Raw genomic sequence first — 17,440 nt, forward strand, 5'->3', positions numbered from 1 at the left:
GTTCCACCCCAGATCCGGGGTGTGTGCGATGCGCGCGATCGTGACATGGAGGAGCCATGCGCGGCAGGTCGCACCGGTGCCGCGCATGGGGCTTGCATGGAGTACAACCGGTCGGTTCGCGCGGGCACGAAGACGGTTGCCACCGCGCCTGAGTACATCCGAAGCGAGTGGGACGCCGAGCTCAACGAGGGAGTCGATCCTGCTCGCGTGCGACTCTCCACGAGCGACACGTCATTCCACTGGCGCTGTGAGCTAGGGCATGGGTGGAGGACAAGTCCGCGGAACCGGTGCCTCATCAAGGGGCCCGGTTGCCCGTACTGCCTCGACCGAAAGGCGTGGCCAGGATTCAACGACTTCGCCTTCTTGTACCCGGAGATCGCGAAGGAGTGGCATCCGACTAGGAACGAGGTGTCGCCGGACACTATTCGGCCTGGCTCCACTCTTGACGCATGGTGGGTCTGCTCACTAGGTCACGAGTGGCCTGCGCCAGTAACTCAGCGAGCCCTCCTGGGCTCCGGATGCCCCTTCTGTCTAGGCCAGCAGGCATGGCCCGGCTTCAACGACTTCGCCACGCTGCACCCCGAGCTGGCCCGCGAGTGGCATCCAACGAAGAACGCGACGAGTCCCCACCGTGTGCGACCTGCGTCGAACATGAAGTACTGGTGGCTCGGCCCGTGCGGCCATGAATGGCCAGCTTCGACCGATAGCCGGACGCGGTACGGAACTGGCTGCATCTACTGCCATGGCCAGGTTGTGCTCTCAGGCTTCAACGACCTCCAGACTCTGCACCCACGAATTGCCGCCGAGTGGCATCCCACCCGAAATGCGCCGCACACACCCGAGAAGACCTACGCCGGTTCGTCGTTCATGCGTTGGTGGCAGTGCAGGCAGGGCCACGAGTGGGACTGTCCGGTCTCGGGGCGCACTCGCGACGGAGGCAGCAACTGCCCGAACTGCTCCTTAGCCGGCACGTCGAAGCTCGAGGCCCTCTTCTTCGAGGCGTTTCGGAACAAAGGCCTCGCCACGCAGGCCAACGTTCGACTTCCTGTTCGATGGAGGAACAACAGGTTTTCACGCGTTGATTTCGTCGGCGCAGACGACGGACGAAACATCGTCTTCGAGTACGACGGCTCCTTCTACCACCACCGGAAAGAGGCCGTGTCTCGAGACATGGACAAGAGCCAAGCGCTTCTCAAGGCTGGCTTCCTGGTGGTGCGAATCCGCGAGGGAGACCTCGGGCCCCTAGACATCCGTGATGAGCGTCTTGTCCAGGTCGCGCACAGCGCCGACGCGCGCTCCGGGTACGACTTCTACCGGCCAGAGCGCATCACTGCCACCGTCGACACCGTCATGGCCGAGCTGAACCGTCGGCTCGTGCCGGCCGCCGCCTGACGCCTCGTCCCGCGCCCCGGAACAGCCCAGTGTCGTACGCTGTTGCCACAATCACACCAGCACGAGAGCAGGAGGTACATCATGACGAACGCCGTCGACGTGGCTGCCTTCATCACCGGTGCCCTCAAGCTGCCCCTCTACGACACGAAGAAGCTGCAGAAGCTCGTCTACTTCTCCCAGGCGTGGGCACTGGCATGGACCGGCAAGCCTCTCTTCGCCGATGACTTCGAAGCGTGGCCTGACGGGCCTGTTGCGCCGGCGGTCTACCGCGTCCAAAAGTACGAAGCTGCCCGCCTTCACGAGCCGTCCAACCTGTCGGCTGACGAGGCGGACATCGTGACGTCGGTCGTCGACTTCTACGGCCAGTTGAGCTACACGGACCTCGTGGACCTGACGCATGAGCACACCCCCTGGCTGGACGCGCGTGCTGGTCGCGCCCCGGACGCCCCGTCTCACGTCAAGGTCCCACGGGACGCGATCCGCACGTTCTACACGCGTCAGGCGATCATGTCGGCGGACGGGCCTGTCCGTCGCGGCAGGGTGAGCCAGGTCTCCGATGTGGACGCGCACCGTCTCGGCCGGCGAGCTTCGTCTGACTGGGCTGAGGGGCTGGCGCTGCTCGCTGACGCGTGACCGCGTTTCTCTCCGTCGAGCAGGTAATCGCCTTCCACGACGAGCACAGCGATGCGCCGCTCCGCGACAGAGGTCGTCTCGAGGCAGCCGTCATGCGCCCACAAGCTGAGTTCGGCGGTGTGTTCGCGCACCCGACTCTGTGGGCGCAGGCGGCTGCTCTTCTGCACGGCATCGACAGAGCTCAGGCCTTCGCGGACGGCAACAAGCGGACAGCGTGGACCTCGGCGGTGGTGTTCCTCGCTGCCAACGGATTTGCGCTGCGGCTGTCTCAGCAAGAGATGTTCGCGTTCATGAGAGATGTGGGCAGCGGAGCGGCCGGGGACGTACCTGAGATCGCGCTATGGCTTTTCGAACATGCAGTACCTGCCTGACGCCTCGTCCACCGCCCCGCGCCTTCACCTCACGCCCATCGCGGTTCGACCTCAGTGTCGAGCGCCACGGTGAGCGTGCCGGGAGGCGAGCCGGCCCGAGCCCTGGCGCGCAGCCAGGGCAGCCCGGAGGTAGCCCCAAGGCCCTCCGTCGACGTCTCTCTACCCGCCGGGGCAGTCGCCGCTTGTGCCGAAGCAGGGCGATGAGCCGCTGCGCGGTTCTCGGTTCACGGCGCGATCCTCGCTGTTGTAGTACTCGCGGCTGTACTGGATCTCAAGCACGTATGTGGTCCCCGTGGCTCGAGTTGCCCGGGCCAGGTCGTCGCCTTCAAGGCCGGTAGTGGACGAGACGATCACGTCGTAAGGCTCGGACACTACCCGGTCGAGAAACCTGTCAACGGTGGCGAGTGTGATGGCTGTCTCGTCGGTGCCGTACGCCTTTGAGGCCGGGTTCGTCGTCGTGAGGCCAAGCGCGGGGTCTGCGAGGGCGCCCGGGTCTAGGGCTGCGTCAAAGGGGTCAACGGGTGAGATGTTGGAGTCTCGTAGGGCCGCGGCTGCCTGCTCGAGTGCCATCTCGGCTGTCGCGGCTTCGGGGAGCGCGTAGGCGGCCCGGCCGACCTGCGAGCATCGGGTGCCGCTGGCCTCTACGAACCAGTCAGAAGGCACAGCGGAGGTGCATGAGTCTCCGCGAGAGAGGGTGATGAGGGGCGCGGTGTCGGAGCCAGGCCACGCCAGTGCGGCGTCGGCGAGCTCGCGCGCTTCCGGTCGTGCCCGGTCGCCCTTCGAGGGGTCTACGGCGCCCGTCGCACATCCGGTGAGCACCAGAACGGCGGTCGTCGCGAGCAGGCCAATAGCTGTGCGTTTCATGGAGCCCTCCCCGCTCGTTGGGAGCCTAGCGCCCGCCTACACACCGGCGCGCTCGAAGCAGCAGCGGTATTCGACCTGGCCATGCGCGGCGGGTGGAGAAGGAGAGCCGTGCTTGTCCGGCGGCCGTCGAGCCCACCGCCCCGCTCCCCGTGCCTTCTCGTTCGCGTCGACGTCTGCCGTCGACAGGTCACGCGTCGGCGGCTCGCTTCGGCTCTAGGGCGTAGACGAGCTGCAGATAGTCGGCTTGCTCTTCCAGTCGTGCGACGCCGTTGCCGCTGTCGGAGATGAGCTGCTCGATCAGCCATGCGCCGAGCATGGCGCCCGTTGCTGCGATGTAGAGAGTGTTCTGCTCGTAGTGGTCGACCGCGTCGACTCTGATGTCGTGTGGCCCGTCTTCGACCCAGGTGATGTAGCCGCTCGCCGAACTCGAGGTTACGTGGACTAGCTGGCTCTGCTGCCGGTAGACGAAGGCAAGGGAGTCCGCACCCAGGTCGAGAAATCTGTCCGTGATGCGAGGGAGAGGTGGTGTGACAGGCCCCAGCGAGGCTGCGGCCGCGTCTATCGCCTGCACGAGCCCGTCATTGCCTGCGTAAGCGGCAAGCTCGCGGGAGAACGTCCGGATCGACTTCTTGTACTCACCCTCGAGCCTGTCCAGGCCGTCAGGCATGGCGTGTGCCCAATGGGCTGTCACCGCATGCTCTAGAGCTTGCCTAGCCACTGTGACGCCCTCGCGGCCGAAGCCGACTGGACGAAGGGTGGCGTAGGCCGCCGCGTAACGAATCGCCTGGGCGCAGGGGCCGTAGATGAGACCGAACTCGCGAGCACGATCGGGGGCCACTTCGAATGGTCCGCGCTCGAGCCTCCTGTGTTGCTCGCCGATAAAGGCGAGAAGAGAGTCCGCCGTGGGCCTCGGACGGTCCGTCATGTCGGTGAGCCTACGTTTCCTAGGAGCTGATCTGACAGTGAGCCCGATGCTTCACCCGCCGCCCCGCCGCTCTCCGCGCCCAAGGGTCAGAGAAGATGCCCTTGCGGGAGCGGCGGGTACCTGTCGAAGTCCCATGACCAGGCCCCCTCGGCGCTGAGTGCCCAGGCACCGTTGCGCAAGGCCCACGTCCACAGCCGCACGAGCTCGGCGATTGGAACGACGGGGAAGTCAGTTACGGGAGACGCTGGGTCCGCGAGCACAACCGAGCAGGCCGGTCCTTGAATCTCGACGCAAAGCCCTGGCCCCATTCCAGCCACCAGTTGTATCCAGGTTGCACCGGGCCTTGGGTCGGTGTGAGCGACTCGTCTCGAGGCGAGCAAGTTCGTGCCGGCCGCGATGCCTTCTCCAAGAGGCATGAAGCGGCCACTCGCGACAAAGGTCCGAGGGCGCGCCTCTTCTTCGCCGTCGCGCCACTTCCAGATCTCACGGGCGCTGGCGGGGATGACGATGTCGTGAGCGGTCTCGAATTGGTCGATGTCGACGTCGTTGAGACCTGGACGAAGCCGCTGCAGGGTTGCGGGTGAGCTGAACGCCACGCTCTTGGCGTAGGCGTCCAGTTCATCCTGAATTGAGGCTGTCGTCACTAGTTCCCGTTGCAGATGTTGAGGGTCGGCACGCCCGAACCGGAGGGCATCGGAACGACCAGGTACTGCCGGTCGTTGGCAGGTGCAGCGTAGAGCCCGCATGTTGCGAGGAAGGAGTTGTAGTTGTAGCCCTCCTGCTGGTTGTGGGCCGCGTTGATCATTCTCAAGCTCGGCCGGGGGCTGGCGTCCCTGCCACCCTGTGCGGACGCGAAGAACGGGAACTCGTCGCACTGCTGCCCCGTGATGGACGAGCACTCGGGCTGCGAGGCGTACCACCCTCGCGGCGAGGTGTTCTCGGCCGCGGGCCGGTAGTCGAGCTGAACCCAGGCGGGGTAGGACGTGATGGCGTCGGCGTCATGGTCCGTCGCCTCGTCGGTCGTTCCGTCCTGGCCGACAACGAACATGCGGTCGCTCTTGCAGTCGGAGTACGCGTCGAGTCCAGCAGCTGCCATGCGGGCCAGGCACTGCGTGGCCACTGTCTCTGCATAGCTCGGGCTGAGAGCAGGGTTCGTGCTCAGCAGGGCCGACGCCACGGCGCCGACGCGCCAGAAGTCAGGAAGCCGACTCGGCAGGGTCGGCCCCGACGGCGGTGCGGGGTTCACCTGCTGGGTCCAAGCGGGGGCGGCGGCCGGAGCTGTCCCGGCGCCGACGTAGTAGAGCCCGACGGCTGAGAGGGCGGCGTCGCCACCTGCCGAACGGACTGCGAGCAGAACGGACCGAGCTGTGGCACCGGTCACTCGCGCAGTCTGAGAGCAGGCCAGGTACTGGTCCGAGACCGAGCTGCCCGACTGGTGGGTCCCCTTGACGAACAGCAGCCCGTCGCAGATGGCGCTCGGCGCGACACCAGCCAGAGCTGCTGCGAGGGCTTCTGCGTCGACGCCGTCGGAGAGGTGGTGGACGGTGAGTCCTGCGGGGCCAACTGGATCTGTGGGCTGTTGCGCCGACACGTGCACGGAAGCGGCCGAGCCACCGTTGAAGACACTGTTCGAGGAGTAGGAGTACTCCGCGCCGCCGCGGACGTCCCGAGCGGTGGCCTTCCACGACCCACCGGAGCCCTCGACCCACATCTCGACCTCAGTGTTCGGGTTGCCCCCTTCGGACCATCCCCAGTCAGAGAGGTCGGCAGCCTCGGTGTCGTCGTAGTTCCCGGAACCGAACATGGCCACGTACTCGACGGCCGAGGCGAAGTTCCTGAGTGACGACGAAGTCACCGCGTCGTAAGGCCCCGCAGCTTGTGCGGCGCCAGCGCCGGCCAGTATGAAGCCCGCTGCGAGAGCGGTGGCGGCCGTGGCCGCGACGGTAGTTCTGACACTTCCCCAAGTTGTCTTCATGAGCCCCACATTGGCGAGCTTCCCGTGCACGGTGCTTCCCCCATTCCGAGCGTCAGCAAAAAGGGGGACCTGCGACCTGCCCTGGACGATGGGCGCCTCAGTCGCTCATCGTGGCCCGGCAGCCTGCTGTTCTCTGCCAGGCCTCGTAGCCTTGCGGAATGAGAATCGAAGACGCCCAGCCCTGGACCAACAACTACTGGCTCGACGGTGAGCACATCGGCCAGGACGAGTACTACCACGTGCCCGCGAAGGTCGGAGAGGGCGTCTACGTGAAGGGCCTCGGCAACCGTCGCTTCCGCGTCCTCGACATCTGGTGGAGCAACGACGACAACGGGCCGGTCGGCCTCGGCCGCCACGTCATCCTGAAGGACGTCACGGGCACGGACGATGACGTCGTGCTCGCCCTCGACCCCCAGTACTACGCCGTGAAGGACTGACCTCCGACTCGTCACCCGCAACGCGAACCGCCTCGGGCCCCACCAGTTCTGCTGATGGGGTCCGAGGCGTCGGTGGTCGTTGCCGGCGGCCGCCGCCGCCTGACGCCTCGCCCACCGCCCCGCTCTCCTACGCTGCCGTCATCGACCGGAAGGCCTCTCATGCTGTTCGCGATCGCGCTCCTCGTCCTGGGGCTTGTCGGCGTCGTCGGCGGCGCGCTCATCATCTGGCGGCGTGACGGCGGCAGCGCTGTCCCAGGCATCGTGATCGTGGTCCTCGGCGCCGTGGCGGCCGCGCTGGGCATCGCACTGATGATGTTTCCGGGCGTCCCCGCCTGACGTCTCGCCACGCCTGCCAGCCTTGCTCGCAGACCTAGGTCTGACTACGGTGTAGCCCATGCAGTGCTGCTGAACCTTCTTCGACTCCCTCCCATGCGCCCGCCGCGGGCGCGATCGAAAAGTTCACCATGTCCATCTTCCTGCCTCTGCACGGTAAAACTGCTCTCGTCACGGGCGTCTCGCGGCGCCGCGGCATCGGCTTCGCTGTCGCCCTGAAGCTCGCTTCGCTTGGCGCGAACGTCGTCATCCACCACCACCGTCCCCACGACCTCGACCTTCCCTGGGGAGGGGACGACCTCGATGCGCTGCGGGCCGAGGTGCGGGCCCATCTGACCGAAGGCGCGCAGTTCGCTGATGTCCCCGCGGATCTGTCCGACCCCTCCGCGATCCCGACCCTCATCGCCACCGCCGCTGCGATCGCCGGAAAGCTCGACATCCTCGTCTGCAACCACGCGAAGAGTGGAGATGACGGCAGCATCCTCGACATGACTGCCGAACGGCTCAGTACGTTCTACGACGTCAACACTCGCTCCACCCTCCTCCTCACCACCGAGTTCGCCCAGCTCCGTGCGCCACGGAGCGACATGCCACGCCGGCCCGGCGACCGAATCGTCGGAACCAAGCCCTACTCGGAGGCGCAGGGCCACGTGTTCTGGATGACGTCTGGCCAGATTCACGGCGCCATGCAGGGAGAGGTCGCCTACGCCGCCAGCAAGGCCGCCCTTGCCGGCGTGACGGCCACCGTGGCGTCCGAACTGCTGGAGCTCGGAATCGTGCTCAACACGATCAACCCCGGGCCCGTCAACACCGGGTACATGGACCCCGAAACCACAGACCGCTCGCTCGAGGAAATCGACCAGTACATCGCGACCACACCCTTCGGTCGGGTGGGAGTTCCCCAGGATCCGGCGGAACTGATCGGGTGGCTGGCCACACCGCAGGGAAGCTGGATGGTTGGACAGGTGCTCACGACAGACGGCGGGTTTGGGCTTTGACTGCCTTCCAACCCCACCTGCCTCGCGAACGGCACGTTCGAGCGAACCAATTGAGCTGAGTCCGCGGTGCCCGGAGGGGGCCGTCGCCACGCCTCGCCCACCGCCCCGCTCCCCATGCCGCGCATGACTCCCGCGTGGACCCGCTGCTCTTCTGGCTAGTCGTCGTGCCCGTGGCGTGCGGCTGCGCCTTCGGGAGCGCGTTCCTGCGACGTCGTCGATGACGTGTTCGCTGCTCGCCACCCTCGATCCTGCTTCGGAAGGCCCCCACCATGCTCGTGCCGTACATCTTGATGGGCTTCGGGTTCTGCCTGTGCGTGACCACTCTGGTCAGCTTGCTGCACGGCCGCAGGACGTTGCCGATCTTCACGATGGTCTTGGGCCTGGCTTCGGGCATCGCTGGCGGCGCCCTCCTGCTGATCAACCTCGAGGCCGCTGGCGTTAGCGCGTAGCCGCCCCGCTCCTCCTGCCGCGCATTGCCTGCCCATGACCGAACCCAGCAGAACTCCCTCCGAGGCCCAGCTCTTCATCTGGCGTCTCGCCACCAGCCCCTGCGTCTGGGCCGTGGAGATGACCCCGGGCGCCGTCGAGCGATCGCACGGCGCGCAGGTGGAGAAGGGGAGCTTCTTCCTCAACGCCGAGACCCCTCACGGGCACTACCTCTGCAGCCTCGCCGATGTGCTGTTCGGTACGACGACAGGCGGCCTCGCCGAGGCCCCTGCGTCGCTGCTCGAGGCCGTGCGCAAGGTGTGCGCCGAGTCGGAGTGGTCGATCGATCTGCAGGCCGGCCCGTCGGCGCAGTAGCGGCCGCCGCCCCCAGCCGTCCGCCGTGCCTGTGCCGCGCATGACCTCCTCATGACCCGCATCCCTCGCACCGTCCTGCCGTTCAGCGGACCACTCCCCTACCCGGCGGCGCACGTCCTCCGCGGTAGCGAGGTCGAGCGGTCGTTCCTCGGCTTCACGCGTGCCCACGCCGTCGGCCGGGCGTTCCTCTGGGCCCGGCGCCAGGATGACCAGGACCGGCAGACGCAGCGCCAGGCCGAGGGTGAGCGACAAGCGCCTCATCGAGTCCCGAAGTCCGTGGCCCTCCCCGCGATGGCGGCCACCCGCGAGGCCGCAGTCGACATGGCGCTGGGGTGGGGATCGGACCTGTCTGGCCTTCGTGCGGTGATCTACTGCGCGCCCATGACAGCTGGTAGCGATGCCTTCTGCGACGAGGTCGTGTTGCAGGTGCTGGACAGGCGCGCTGATGGCATCGAGCTGGTCGGCGCATCTGTCGCCACCTGGACTCACATGGTGAAGGCCGGCCGCAGGAACGACTTCGAAGACATCCGCATGCGCCGGGCCGTCGACGTCTAGGGCGTCCGCCTCGCCACCCGTCCCGCCCGCCGATCCGGCCCCCTATCCCCCACCCTTCTCGAACGGACCTCCTCGTGTCACCGCTGGTCATCCTCGTCGCGCAGGTCTTCGTCGTGGTCCTGTTCTGCGGCCTCTGCCTGGTCACGGATCGACGCTCTGTGCCGGCCGGCGTCGGCCTCATCGTGCTCGCGTTCACGCTGATGCCGCTGCTGATGGTGAAGGCGCTGCTCATGTCCGGGGCCCTGGGCGCGTAGCCGGAGGGCACCGAGTGTGCCGCGCATGGCTGTCACATGAACCTGATCGAGATGCGGGACCGCATCGACAAGCGTGTACGGCGGCAGCGAGTGTGGGCGGCGGCCGACTTCTCGAAGCGGCTGCCTGCTGACGTGGCTGAGGCGCAGCTCGAAGAGCTGTGTGACACCGGCGACCTCGTGCCTTTCCGCCCTGGGCAGTACTACCGGGGCAGGAAGCTCAAGGACGGCATGCGTCTCCTGGGACCGATGGAGGTCGCCCAGGTCCTCTACGGCAAGCCGGGCGTGGGCTTCACGGGGTTCGAGGCTGCCGTCAACCTCGGTATCACTCGCCCCTACGTGGACGGCAAGTTCCATGACTACGAGCTCGGCTACTTTGACGCCTCGGACCCCAAGTGCCGACTCCACATCGCAGTCCCGTCAGCCACGGTTGAGGACATCCCCGGCGCCGTCCTGACGCACCGAGACGACCTCCCCTTCCGCGTCTCCGAGGGTCTGAACGAGGTGGAAGTGTCCTTCCTGGAGACCCTCGCCAACGGCTTCGCGTACGCCGACGATGAAGTGCGCGCGTGGTGGCGATTGGGCGCAACTCTGACAGACGGGGTGGTCCGAAGGGACCGCCTCGAGCGTGCCCTGGAGCACGAGTCCAACATCTCGCGCACCGCCTACGCCGAGATCCTGCACCACCTCGAGGAGAAAGCGAAGTGGGACGCCATGGAGTGGTGACAGATCCCGGCTCGCCACCCGCACCGCTCCCCGAACCGTCCACCTCCACCCCGCCACCCCTCGAGAGGCCCCGCCCATGCTGATCTGGCTGTCCGCCCTCGCTGCGGTCTACCTCGTCTCGTTCTCCGCCGGCTGTTCGTTGCTCGGGCGCCGAAGCTCTCGTGCCGTGAGCGTCCTTGCGATCGCCGTCTCGCTGGCTGCAGCGGTCGCGTTCATCGCTGTGTCCTTCAACCTCCCACGAGCCCCCGGGGCGTAGCCGGCTCGCCAGCCGCATCTCCCAACGGCCCGGCCCTCTCCTGCGAGGGCCACGAACCATGTCAGGATCAGCTCGTGGGCATCTCCGTCGTCATGATGGTCCTGGCGTTCGTCGGCATCGTCGTCAGCATCAGGCACATGCGCGACCTCAAGGCCGGCAGCATCGTGCTGGGGCTCGTCTCCGCGGTCGTGTGCTTGGCGATGCTGCTCATCGGCGCAGCCTTCTTCGCCTGGGCGAGCTCGTAGCCGGCTCGCCACCCTCACCGCTCGGCGTCCTACCCAGTGCTGATGTCCGCGCAGCTTCCGCCCGAGATGATGGACCTATGACCAGCGGACGTCGAGAAGGACCCGCACGCCCTTGGCTGCGCATCACCGTGGCCGCGAGCGTCATCGTGGCGGTCTTCATCGTCGCGTGGTTCCTGGGCGGATTGCCTCGCGACATCCTCGGCATTGGCCTGCACACAGCCGGAGGCAAGCTCGGCTGGTGGATTGGGGACCCGAACTCGAACGACGGCGAGGAGTCGTGGGGCACCGTGGCGGGTCTCATCGGCGTCGGTGTCCTCGGCGCCGCCGCCGTCCTCGGAAGCGGTGTTGTCCTCGCGGTCGAGAGGCGTGCCTGGCCGGCGCTGCCCGTGGCTGCGGCCGCCTACGCGACGCTCACCGCGGTCGACACCATCGTCGGCCTCATCGACAGCGTGCGATGGTTCGGTACAGCCTGATGCTCGATAACTGTGCCGCTCCCCAGCCGCACGGCCTCGTCCCCACCACCTCGAGAGGATCTGCAGCATGACCTTCGGCGTCGTCTGCCTGGCCATCGGGCTCCTCGGCCTCGCCGGTGGCATCTTCCTCATCCGGAACCGCGAGGTCGTCAGCCCGAAGTTCAGCGTCACCGCCGGTGCGGTCATCGTCGCGGGGTCGCTGGTGCCGCTTCTACTCGGTGCTGTCGTGCTGCTGGTGACGGTGGCGCCGGGCATCTCCATCACGTGACCGGCGCCGCCGGCTGGAAAGGATCCCCATGGTGTTCTCGTGGACTTGCATCATCCTCGGCGCCCTCGGCGTTGTCGGAGGCATCTGGCTAGCCAGGGACAAGCGCGCCGCGAGCGTGGCCGGCGGCGTGGTCATTGCCCTGCTGTCTCTCGTGCCGATCCTCTTTGGGGCAGTCCTCCTCGCGTACATGGCCTCCCCGTAGCTGTTCACACGCGACAGGTCAGATCAACAGGGACACAAGGGCGATCGCAGCTGCTCCGGGAGCCGCAGTGCCAGCGGCAAGGACGACGAGACTGGTCAGGCTTGACGCTGATGCTCGTCGGTCGATGAGTGCCCAGCTCAGGCCGAGGAGGAAAGTCGCGAAGGAGGCCAGCGGCACCCAGAGGAATACCGCCGCAGCAGCTGCCTGAAGGGGTGTCTGCAGGCCCTGCGAGACGGGCTGCAACACGACGAGAAGTCCGCCGAGGACGACCGTCAGGAGACCGACGGCCACCAGCGCGCCGATCGGACCCCAGAGGGCACAGACACGGCGCCGATCGCCAGGAAACCTAGCCCTCACCAGCACGGCCACGAGCGCACCGACGAAGCACGTGAGCACGGCGAAGAGCAGGAGCTGGTCTCGGACTCCCTCAACATCTGAACTTAAGAGCACGTTGCGCAGAGGCGATGCGACAGCAGCGCCGAAGTAGGCAGACGTGACAGACCCCACGAGGACCAGGGCCGCGACGAGGTGGGATGCCACCACCCCATGTCGAGAACCGAGCGGAGGAAGAGACACGAGAGCCATGCCCACAGCCTGTCGCTCCAAGATCTCTTCGGCATCGCCCAGGAGGCGGAGAGAACGCTGCGAGGGCGACCCCAGGCCCTTGAGAGCCGCCTCGCCTCGACGTACGTTGGAAGGGCCAACGAGCACGAAGGGGTGACCATGGACGAGAAGACATCGCGTGACCAGGGCCGGCTTCGGCTGCAGTGGCCGACGCTCCGCGGCTCATCCGTCGGCTGGGGTCTTGCCGCCGTTCTCTGGCTGTCCTGCGCGGTCCCCGCGCTAATCCGTGTCGTGCACTCCGGGGGCACTTCCGTGGGCGGCTTTCTGCTCCTGGCTGCTCTCGTCGTCGCATCAGCGGTGTGCATCATCGGGACGGTGGTGACGATTCGGCACCCGCGACCAGCACCGCCGGCTGGCGACTCGTGACCGTCGCAGGGGCGGGCTGGACCTCCCTCTCGGTCGCCAGCTCAACGACCCGGCGCGCCATCCTGACAGGGTGGGGCCATGTCTGAACCTGGTGGCAGCAACCGTTCGAAGCCAGCGCTCTGGGTCCTGCTGGTCGGGGCAGCGGCGGTGGTCGTCGCCTCAGCAGTCCTGCTGATCGGTGATCCGTCGCGTGTGCCGACGTGGTTCACGCTGGCCGGTGGGCTCATCAGCGCCTATCTGGCGGTGACGTACATCCGGCAGATGTCAGAGCGTCGCTGAGGCCGTCAAAGGATGCTCGGTGTGAGGCCGAGCTCACGACGGATCTCCTCCATCATTGATGCCTGTCGGACGAGGCTGTCCAGGCGGGGCTGGTGTTCGAGCTCGAGCTGTTCGAGGAGCTGCGTCACCACCTTCTGCAGGCATCGGGCCGGTCGGTCGCTCATGTCGCGCGGGTGTCCGTGTGCGCCCGCCAGGGTAGGGGTTCGCCGTGCCGAGAAGGAGTGCGGGACGGGAGGCTGCGCGAGCGTCGACCGGACGTAGTGCTGGGCAGCGAAAGTGTCGACGGCCGACAGGCCCGACGTGCCGGAACCATGTCGGCTGGCTGCGGAGGTCCTCATCTGCGTCATGGAGGACCCATGCGCGGCTGCTGCGCCGCTGCCGCCGCGCATGACTCCCCCATGCCCGACCTCGCCGTCCCGACCGTCTCCGTCACGAACGCGCCGTCCATCCCGTGGGACCAGCTCGAGGTGAACATTTACGAGGTCCGTCCGGGATCCCCCATCTGGCAGGTCCACGTCCACGAGCTCATCGGCGACCTGCTCGACGACGAGCCGCGCTGGTCGACCCGCATGATGTTCTTCGACCACGCCGCCTTCGCGGAGCACTGGTTCAACGCCGGCGGTCTCGACACCGGTGAGGGAGCGACGGGGCGCCTCCCTCAGGAGTACCGGGAGTCGATCGTCGACTATCTCGAGCACGTCACCAGCATGACGACCGCCGGACCGGTGCAGGACAACGTCGACGCAGCAGCGTCCTAAGCTGCCCACGACCCTCACCGCCCAGGAGCACCGTGCCGAGACGCCGAACGAGTGACACCACTTCGCCGACCAGACGGCGGCGCAGTGAACGCCGAGCAAGACTCGAGCGAGAGCGCCAGACCGGAGTGGAACCGCCCCAGTACAAGCCGAGAATCCTCACGTCCCGGCAGCGGCTGGCGGGGCGCATCACGGCGATCGTCACCCTCATCGCGCTGCCCATCTGCGGTGTCCTCTTCTTCGCCATCCCGTTTGCCAAGTGGGCCTACGACGAGTCGCACGTCGTCACCCTCACCTGCACCGTCGAGAGCGCCCGCGGGGCAGTCTCAGACGGTGGCCTCCGACGTGGCGGTTCCTTCAAGTCGGTCATCATCGAGACGAAGGATTGCGGGTCGCTCGTCATCCGAGGCTTCGGCGGAAGCGACTACGTCGACGTGGCGCGCAGCATCAGCTCACGTCCGGGCCCTTACGACATCGTGGTCGGCGAGAGTGACTGGGCGCTGCGCGACCACTGGACGTCGTTCGGTGGCGCCCCGCGAGTGAAGGCGTACGAGCAGGTGGAGTGAGCTCGACGGAACGGGTGGCGACCCGGGTAGCGACCCGGACCCTCGGAAAACCGCATAAGCGGCGGTCATCTCGAAATCCGCATAGAGCGAACGGACTACGAGCCCCAGTTCGTCGGACGCTCACATAGCTCGTTGGCTTCGACGACGAAGAGCTCGTGCTCGTCCAGACTGTCCGCGTTGTAGGACACGAAATCGGAGATGCCGAACGCATCGTCGAGCGAGAAGTAGTTCGTCCCGATGCCCGCCGCCTGCTTCACCTCGGGTGGGTAGCCGGCCCAGAGAAGGCCGAACGCCTGGGATGCCTGAGTGTCGACGGGGTAGACGGTGTCATTCAGGACGAGCCAGGCAGCACGGCTTGCGGTGCTGCGGGCGAAGACCTTGTCGCCGCCATAGACGATCGACAGGAGCACTCCATCGCCTCTGGGGTTGTGCATCGCTGCGATGTCGGTGCGCTCTGCTTTGTCCATGAGGTTGTTCGAGCCAGTGCCGACCTCGCCGTAGACACCACTGATCCCGCCGCTGTCGCGTGCCGCAAGAAGCGTGTCCACACCAGCGACCAGCTCGGGTGCATCAACGCACGGCGCGGAGGCTGTCGTGCTCAAGCGGGCAGTCGGCTCAGCTGTCGAAGCACACCCACTGACGGCCATGGCTCCTGTCAGAACCACGGCCGCGCCAAACCAAGACCCTCGTCGCACCGGACACCCCCGACACCAAGCCTAGCCAGGCAGACGCTTTCGGCGCGGCCGCTCAGCGCCTGTCTCCCGCCTCGGCGCCGCGCATGGTCCATCTGCCGCTCGGGAGCTCCCAGCGATCTAAGAGCCGCGGAGGAGCCCCGCCCATGACCGTTTCCACACTCGCGCCCGTGACCCGGGCCCTGCAAGCAGCAACCCCCGACGCCTCAGCGGCCCGCATCTCGGCCCTGCTCTACCTGTCGCAGGCCTGGTGCCTGGGGTTGACCGGCCGGCCGCTGTTCCTCCCCGACCTCATCGTCGACGCTGACGAGGGCACCATCACAGCCGACCAGTCCATCGCCACCGACGTCGTGACGGTCCTGACGCTCGATGAGACGGTCGCCGTCGAGGCCGTGGTCGCCTTCTACAGCCACCACACCGACGATCAGCTCCGGGCGCTCATCAAGGTCGACGTCAGCTGGCTGCAGTTCGAGGGGCACGTCCGTGAGACCCCGACCCGAACCGTCGTCGACGAGGCCGGGCTCCGCCAGACCTACGCACTCCGGTCGGTCCTCACTGGTGCTGCCCCGGTAGTGACGACCAGCAGGGACGCCACCGACGCTGAGGCTGCGGTCGCTGGCCTCGCGGTGCTCGAGCGGTGGCGAACTGGGCTGGAACTCCTCGGGGCTCGCTAGGCCGGCGCCGCGCATGATGGTGGTGCCCGGCCAGCTGCCCGACCCCGTGAGGACCGCCATGACCCGACCGGCCCCTGCCGAGAAGGCCCGCCTCGAGCACCGTGAAGCCGTCGCTGCGGTCATCTACCCGGGCTACCCGGCGGTTCGGGCTGCCCAGAAGTTGAAGGGTGCGGCGCGGCCGCGAATCACGGTGGGGCAGGAGTTCTGGGCCGACGAGGCGGAGCAGAAGGCGGACGCCATCCTCGCGCTGCCGGGGCCGACATAGGCATCTGAGCTGTCGGCCGCCGCCGACAGGGTCGAGGCTGTGACCGACATCGAACGTGCGCCCCTCAGCGCTGAGCAGCTTCGCCAGAACCGCTTCCACCGTGACATCGGTCCACTGGGCACGTCGTGGATCGGCCACACGGCGAACCCCGAGACATCCGCGTGGCTCGTCCGGTCGGCCGTTATCCTCGAGCACGTCGCAGCCCTCGCTCGGGCGCAGGCTGTGCTGTGCAGGGACGACTCATCGCTGGCCTCACCATCGACGACGTCGCCGCTGAGCTCGGGCTTGCCCGTCAGACCGTGACCGACATCATCGAGGATGGGCAGTTCCAGCTTGCTGTCGGCTCGGACACCGGAGTCGAGCTTGCTGGACGAGTCCATGGCACCCTCATCGCCTTCGGTGACGAGAAGGGACTCCTCGGGCCCGACCGTCCTGAGGCTGCCTCCCCCGGCCGCATCAGTGCCGCCCTCGTCTCGTACTGGCTCGAAAGCGACGGCATCGACACTCCCTCCCTGATCATCGAGGAGCACGTCCGAGAGGGGGTGCTCACCGAAGTGGACAGCGACGTTGAGACGCCCTACCTCGAGCAGTACGTGACCGTCGCCGCTACCGATGACGACGTCCGAGACGCCGTCCGCGATTCCCTCACAGCGGTCGGCCTCACCATCAGCACTATGTCATCGGAGCCCGACCTGGACAGGTTCTCCCTCCCGGCGGAGGCAGACGAGCAGCGGGCTCGCTGACACCGAATCGTGCCAGGCGGCCGCCGCTGTGGCACGAATACGTGCCGCATCGACCTCGTGGCAGAGACGGGCGCCGGCCAGGTGAGGGCCGGCGCCCGCAACTCCCCCAGTCTCGGTTCGGGCCGAGGTGAAACGAGGGTCCGGCTGCTGCGGGTGTTCAGCGGCGGTCGGACGCAGTCGGGTCCCGTCCCCGCGCCGGGCCTCTTGGAGTGCTCAAACGGTACCGGATCAATCCTCAGTTTGTCGATCCGGCCGGCTCGCCACCCTGCTCGTCACCCGACCCGCTACCCCTCATCCCCGCCGCCTGCCTCTGCTGCACGGCAAGGATTCGAGCGTGGTCGGCGCCGTCGAGCTCGATGAGCGTCACGGTTACCCCGAAGTCGCGGAGGGCGGCGGCCGCCCAGGTCTTCGCAGTGGTGAGGTAGCGATAGGCGGGCTGGTCGACGACGGCGAGCACGAGGGTGGTGGCGCCAAGCCGACCGCCGACGAAGACGAGCTTGAACGCGTCCCTCGTCAGCTTCGTGCCCTGCGCGCCCTTGAGCTCTCCGACGTGGCCGTAGACCTCGACGATGACGGACCGGTCAGCGGAGATGCCGTCGAGAGCGACTCGCACGCCGTCTCCGAGGTCGATGGTCTCGGGTGCGAGCTCCGCGCCGAGCTGGGCGCCGAGGGTGGGCAGGATGGTGGTCTCGAGGTCCCGCTGTTCGGCGGAGTCGGATGGGTGCGGCGTGGTCACCGCTCGAGCGTAGGACGGCAGCCCGGCCGCACACG

30 protein-coding genes are annotated in these 17,440 nt (G+C 67.2%); 22 read left to right on the forward strand and 8 right to left on the reverse strand.

The genetic code is table 11. From position 1 onward, the window contains the following. Positions 1-96 precede the first annotated feature (96 nt). From OVA02_RS10380 to OVA02_RS10390, 3 genes are all read left to right on the forward strand, one after another. Positions 97-1,392 carry a zinc-ribbon domain-containing protein gene (locus OVA02_RS10380; protein ID WP_267658206.1) on the forward strand — a complete coding sequence of 432 codons (1,296 nt, stop codon included), beginning with the start codon at positions 97-99 and terminating at the stop codon, positions 1,390-1,392. A gap of 81 nt (positions 1,393-1,473) precedes the next feature. Further along, on the forward strand, positions 1,474-2,025 hold the full coding sequence (locus OVA02_RS10385) for a Panacea domain-containing protein (protein ID WP_267658208.1): 552 nt from the start codon (positions 1,474-1,476) through the stop codon (positions 2,023-2,025). Further along, entirely contained in the window at positions 2,022-2,396 is a 375-nt protein-coding gene (locus tag OVA02_RS10390) for a type II toxin-antitoxin system death-on-curing family toxin (protein ID WP_267658210.1), read from the forward strand. Before OVA02_RS10385 ends, OVA02_RS10390 begins: the two co-directional genes overlap by 4 nt. A 159-nt stretch (positions 2,397-2,555) precedes the next feature. On the opposite strand, the gene OVA02_RS10395 is transcribed toward OVA02_RS10390, so the two are convergent. From OVA02_RS10395 to OVA02_RS10410, 4 genes are all read right to left on the reverse strand, one after another. Beyond that, positions 2,556-3,260, reverse strand: coding sequence for a hypothetical protein (locus OVA02_RS10395; protein ID WP_267658211.1), 705 nt, complete (start codon positions 3,258-3,260; stop codon positions 2,556-2,558). Between the two features lie 187 nt (positions 3,261-3,447). Then, positions 3,448-4,185 (reverse strand): hypothetical protein, encoded by a 738-nt coding sequence (locus OVA02_RS10400; protein WP_267658212.1) that lies wholly within the window; start codon positions 4,183-4,185, stop codon positions 3,448-3,450. An 86-nt stretch (positions 4,186-4,271) separates the two neighbouring features. Continuing rightward, positions 4,272-4,829, reverse strand: coding sequence for a hypothetical protein (locus OVA02_RS10405; protein WP_267658214.1), 558 nt, complete (start codon positions 4,827-4,829; stop codon positions 4,272-4,274). Beyond that, the gene (locus OVA02_RS10410; protein ID WP_267658215.1) at positions 4,829-6,190 is read right to left on the reverse strand and encodes a NucA/NucB deoxyribonuclease domain-containing protein; all 1,362 of its coding nucleotides are present in this window, start codon (positions 6,188-6,190) and stop codon (positions 4,829-4,831) included. Before OVA02_RS10410 ends, OVA02_RS10405 begins: the two co-directional genes overlap by 1 nt. Before the next feature lie 128 nt (positions 6,191-6,318). On the opposite strand from OVA02_RS10410, the gene OVA02_RS10415 reads away from it, so the two are divergent. The 13 genes from OVA02_RS10415 (at position 6,319) to OVA02_RS10475 (ending at position 11,705) form a co-directional block, all read left to right on the forward strand. After that, the gene (locus OVA02_RS10415; RefSeq protein WP_267658216.1) at positions 6,319-6,597 is read left to right on the forward strand and encodes a hypothetical protein; all 279 of its coding nucleotides are present in this window, start codon (positions 6,319-6,321) and stop codon (positions 6,595-6,597) included. 159 nt (positions 6,598-6,756) lie between these two features. Next, positions 6,757-6,933, forward strand: a complete 177-nt coding sequence (locus tag OVA02_RS10420) for a hypothetical protein (RefSeq protein WP_267658217.1) — start codon at positions 6,757-6,759, stop codon at positions 6,931-6,933. Positions 6,934-7,061: 128 nt separating this feature from the next. Next, a complete protein-coding gene (locus tag OVA02_RS10425) occupies positions 7,062-7,928 on the forward strand; it encodes an SDR family oxidoreductase (RefSeq protein ID WP_267658218.1) in 867 nt (288 codons plus the stop codon). 269 nt (positions 7,929-8,197) lie between these two features. Next, complete coding sequence (locus OVA02_RS10430) at positions 8,198-8,377, forward strand: hypothetical protein (protein WP_267658220.1); 180 nt, start codon at positions 8,198-8,200, stop codon at positions 8,375-8,377. A gap of 34 nt (positions 8,378-8,411) precedes the next feature. Further along, positions 8,412-8,729, forward strand: a complete 318-nt coding sequence (locus OVA02_RS10435) for a hypothetical protein (protein ID WP_267658222.1) — start codon at positions 8,412-8,414, stop codon at positions 8,727-8,729. A gap of 51 nt (positions 8,730-8,780) precedes the next feature. After that, positions 8,781-9,284, forward strand: coding sequence for a hypothetical protein (locus tag OVA02_RS10440; protein WP_267658224.1), 504 nt, complete (start codon positions 8,781-8,783; stop codon positions 9,282-9,284). Positions 9,285-9,358: 74 nt separating this feature from the next. Beyond that, positions 9,359-9,538, forward strand: coding sequence for a hypothetical protein (locus OVA02_RS10445; protein WP_267658225.1), 180 nt, complete (start codon positions 9,359-9,361; stop codon positions 9,536-9,538). Positions 9,539-9,574: 36 nt separating this feature from the next. Beyond that, positions 9,575-10,261, forward strand: a complete 687-nt coding sequence (locus OVA02_RS10450; protein WP_267658226.1) for a hypothetical protein — start codon at positions 9,575-9,577, stop codon at positions 10,259-10,261. 76 nt (positions 10,262-10,337) lie between these two features. Then, positions 10,338-10,517 (forward strand): hypothetical protein, encoded by a 180-nt coding sequence (locus tag OVA02_RS10455; RefSeq protein WP_267658227.1) that lies wholly within the window; start codon positions 10,338-10,340, stop codon positions 10,515-10,517. A gap of 74 nt (positions 10,518-10,591) precedes the next feature. After that, positions 10,592-10,762 (forward strand): hypothetical protein, encoded by a 171-nt coding sequence (locus OVA02_RS10460; RefSeq protein ID WP_157490010.1) that lies wholly within the window; start codon positions 10,592-10,594, stop codon positions 10,760-10,762. Positions 10,763-10,839: 77 nt separating this feature from the next. Next, on the forward strand, positions 10,840-11,235 hold the full coding sequence (locus OVA02_RS10465; protein ID WP_192120240.1) for a hypothetical protein: 396 nt from the start codon (positions 10,840-10,842) through the stop codon (positions 11,233-11,235). Between the two features lie 67 nt (positions 11,236-11,302). Further along, the gene (locus tag OVA02_RS10470; protein WP_056256681.1) at positions 11,303-11,503 is read left to right on the forward strand and encodes a hypothetical protein; all 201 of its coding nucleotides are present in this window, start codon (positions 11,303-11,305) and stop codon (positions 11,501-11,503) included. A gap of 28 nt (positions 11,504-11,531) precedes the next feature. After that, a complete protein-coding gene (locus OVA02_RS10475) occupies positions 11,532-11,705 on the forward strand; it encodes a hypothetical protein (protein WP_267658230.1) in 174 nt (57 codons plus the stop codon). A gap of 18 nt (positions 11,706-11,723) precedes the next feature. Here OVA02_RS10475 and OVA02_RS10480 read toward each other — a convergent pair whose 3' ends face one another. Next, complete coding sequence (locus OVA02_RS10480) at positions 11,724-12,290, reverse strand: hypothetical protein (protein WP_267658232.1); 567 nt, start codon at positions 12,288-12,290, stop codon at positions 11,724-11,726. 483 nt (positions 12,291-12,773) lie between these two features. Between OVA02_RS10480 and OVA02_RS10485 the strand changes: the two genes are divergently transcribed. After that, positions 12,774-12,974 carry a hypothetical protein gene (locus OVA02_RS10485; protein WP_267658234.1) on the forward strand — a complete coding sequence of 67 codons (201 nt, stop codon included), beginning with the start codon at positions 12,774-12,776 and terminating at the stop codon, positions 12,972-12,974. Positions 12,975-12,979: 5 nt separating this feature from the next. Here OVA02_RS10485 and OVA02_RS10490 read toward each other — a convergent pair whose 3' ends face one another. Next, complete coding sequence (locus OVA02_RS10490) at positions 12,980-13,138, reverse strand: hypothetical protein (protein WP_267658236.1); 159 nt, start codon at positions 13,136-13,138, stop codon at positions 12,980-12,982. A 234-nt stretch (positions 13,139-13,372) separates the two neighbouring features. Here OVA02_RS10490 and OVA02_RS10495 point away from each other — a divergent pair, with 234 nt between their 5' ends. After that, positions 13,373-13,732, forward strand: coding sequence for a hypothetical protein (locus OVA02_RS10495; RefSeq protein ID WP_267658238.1), 360 nt, complete (start codon positions 13,373-13,375; stop codon positions 13,730-13,732). A 125-nt stretch (positions 13,733-13,857) separates the two neighbouring features. After that, entirely contained in the window at positions 13,858-14,295 is a 438-nt protein-coding gene (locus OVA02_RS10500) for a hypothetical protein (protein ID WP_267658240.1), read from the forward strand. Positions 14,296-14,390: 95 nt separating this feature from the next. On the opposite strand, the gene OVA02_RS10505 is transcribed toward OVA02_RS10500, so the two are convergent. Beyond that, positions 14,391-14,897, reverse strand: a complete 507-nt coding sequence (locus tag OVA02_RS10505) for a hypothetical protein (RefSeq protein ID WP_267658242.1) — start codon at positions 14,895-14,897, stop codon at positions 14,391-14,393. A 236-nt stretch (positions 14,898-15,133) separates the two neighbouring features. Here OVA02_RS10505 and OVA02_RS10510 point away from each other — a divergent pair, with 236 nt between their 5' ends. The 3 genes from OVA02_RS10510 (at position 15,134) to OVA02_RS10520 (ending at position 16,669) form a co-directional block, all read left to right on the forward strand. Further along, positions 15,134-15,661: a hypothetical protein gene (locus OVA02_RS10510; RefSeq protein ID WP_267658244.1), complete on the forward strand. Its 528-nt coding sequence runs from the start codon at positions 15,134-15,136 to the stop codon at positions 15,659-15,661. 58 nt (positions 15,662-15,719) lie between these two features. After that, positions 15,720-15,926 (forward strand): hypothetical protein, encoded by a 207-nt coding sequence (locus OVA02_RS10515; protein ID WP_267658246.1) that lies wholly within the window; start codon positions 15,720-15,722, stop codon positions 15,924-15,926. A 227-nt stretch (positions 15,927-16,153) separates the two neighbouring features. After that, entirely contained in the window at positions 16,154-16,669 is a 516-nt protein-coding gene (locus OVA02_RS10520) for a hypothetical protein (protein WP_267658247.1), read from the forward strand. 235 nt (positions 16,670-16,904) lie between these two features. On the opposite strand, the gene OVA02_RS10525 is transcribed toward OVA02_RS10520, so the two are convergent. After that, the gene (locus OVA02_RS10525) at positions 16,905-17,405 is read right to left on the reverse strand and encodes a hypothetical protein (RefSeq protein ID WP_267658248.1); all 501 of its coding nucleotides are present in this window, start codon (positions 17,403-17,405) and stop codon (positions 16,905-16,907) included. Between the last annotated feature and the right edge of the window lie 35 nt (positions 17,406-17,440).

The sequence above is a fragment of the Frigoribacterium sp. SL97 genome (assembly GCF_026625765.1).
In the GTDB taxonomy this organism is placed as follows: Bacteria; Actinomycetota; Actinomycetes; order Actinomycetales; family Microbacteriaceae; genus Frigoribacterium.

What these genes read in the sequence shown, in the direction of transcription:
- OVA02_RS10380 (WP_267658206.1), top strand. Translation starts at nt 97, where the DNA reads ATGGAGTACAACCGGTCGGTTCGCGCGGGCACGAAGACGGTTGCCACC.
- OVA02_RS10385 (WP_267658208.1), top strand. Translation starts at nt 1,474, where the DNA reads ATGACGAACGCCGTCGACGTGGCTGCCTTCATCACCGGTGCCCTCAAG.
- OVA02_RS10395 (WP_267658211.1), bottom strand. Translation starts at nt 3,260, where the DNA reads ATGAAACGCACAGCTATTGGCCTGCTCGCGACGACCGCCGTTCTGGTG.
- OVA02_RS10400 (WP_267658212.1), bottom strand. Translation starts at nt 4,185, where the DNA reads ATGACGGACCGTCCGAGGCCCACGGCGGACTCTCTTCTCGCCTTTATC.
- OVA02_RS10415 (WP_267658216.1), top strand. Translation starts at nt 6,319, where the DNA reads ATGAGAATCGAAGACGCCCAGCCCTGGACCAACAACTACTGGCTCGAC.
- OVA02_RS10420 (WP_267658217.1), top strand. Translation starts at nt 6,757, where the DNA reads ATGCTGTTCGCGATCGCGCTCCTCGTCCTGGGGCTTGTCGGCGTCGTC.
- OVA02_RS10425 (WP_267658218.1), top strand. Translation starts at nt 7,062, where the DNA reads ATGTCCATCTTCCTGCCTCTGCACGGTAAAACTGCTCTCGTCACGGGC.
- OVA02_RS10430 (WP_267658220.1), top strand. Translation starts at nt 8,198, where the DNA reads ATGCTCGTGCCGTACATCTTGATGGGCTTCGGGTTCTGCCTGTGCGTG.
- OVA02_RS10435 (WP_267658222.1), top strand. Translation starts at nt 8,412, where the DNA reads ATGACCGAACCCAGCAGAACTCCCTCCGAGGCCCAGCTCTTCATCTGG.
- OVA02_RS10440 (WP_267658224.1), top strand. Translation starts at nt 8,781, where the DNA reads ATGACCCGCATCCCTCGCACCGTCCTGCCGTTCAGCGGACCACTCCCC.
- OVA02_RS10450 (WP_267658226.1), top strand. Translation starts at nt 9,575, where the DNA reads ATGAACCTGATCGAGATGCGGGACCGCATCGACAAGCGTGTACGGCGG.
- OVA02_RS10455 (WP_267658227.1), top strand. Translation starts at nt 10,338, where the DNA reads ATGCTGATCTGGCTGTCCGCCCTCGCTGCGGTCTACCTCGTCTCGTTC.
- OVA02_RS10465 (WP_192120240.1), top strand. Translation starts at nt 10,840, where the DNA reads ATGACCAGCGGACGTCGAGAAGGACCCGCACGCCCTTGGCTGCGCATC.
- OVA02_RS10470 (WP_056256681.1), top strand. Translation starts at nt 11,303, where the DNA reads ATGACCTTCGGCGTCGTCTGCCTGGCCATCGGGCTCCTCGGCCTCGCC.
- OVA02_RS10475 (WP_267658230.1), top strand. Translation starts at nt 11,532, where the DNA reads ATGGTGTTCTCGTGGACTTGCATCATCCTCGGCGCCCTCGGCGTTGTC.
- OVA02_RS10480 (WP_267658232.1), bottom strand. Translation starts at nt 12,290, where the DNA reads ATGGCTCTCGTGTCTCTTCCTCCGCTCGGTTCTCGACATGGGGTGGTG.
- OVA02_RS10485 (WP_267658234.1), top strand. Translation starts at nt 12,774, where the DNA reads ATGTCTGAACCTGGTGGCAGCAACCGTTCGAAGCCAGCGCTCTGGGTC.
- OVA02_RS10490 (WP_267658236.1), bottom strand. Translation starts at nt 13,138, where the DNA reads ATGAGCGACCGACCGGCCCGATGCCTGCAGAAGGTGGTGACGCAGCTC.
- OVA02_RS10495 (WP_267658238.1), top strand. Translation starts at nt 13,373, where the DNA reads ATGCCCGACCTCGCCGTCCCGACCGTCTCCGTCACGAACGCGCCGTCC.
- OVA02_RS10510 (WP_267658244.1), top strand. Translation starts at nt 15,134, where the DNA reads ATGACCGTTTCCACACTCGCGCCCGTGACCCGGGCCCTGCAAGCAGCA.
- OVA02_RS10515 (WP_267658246.1), top strand. Translation starts at nt 15,720, where the DNA reads ATGACCCGACCGGCCCCTGCCGAGAAGGCCCGCCTCGAGCACCGTGAA.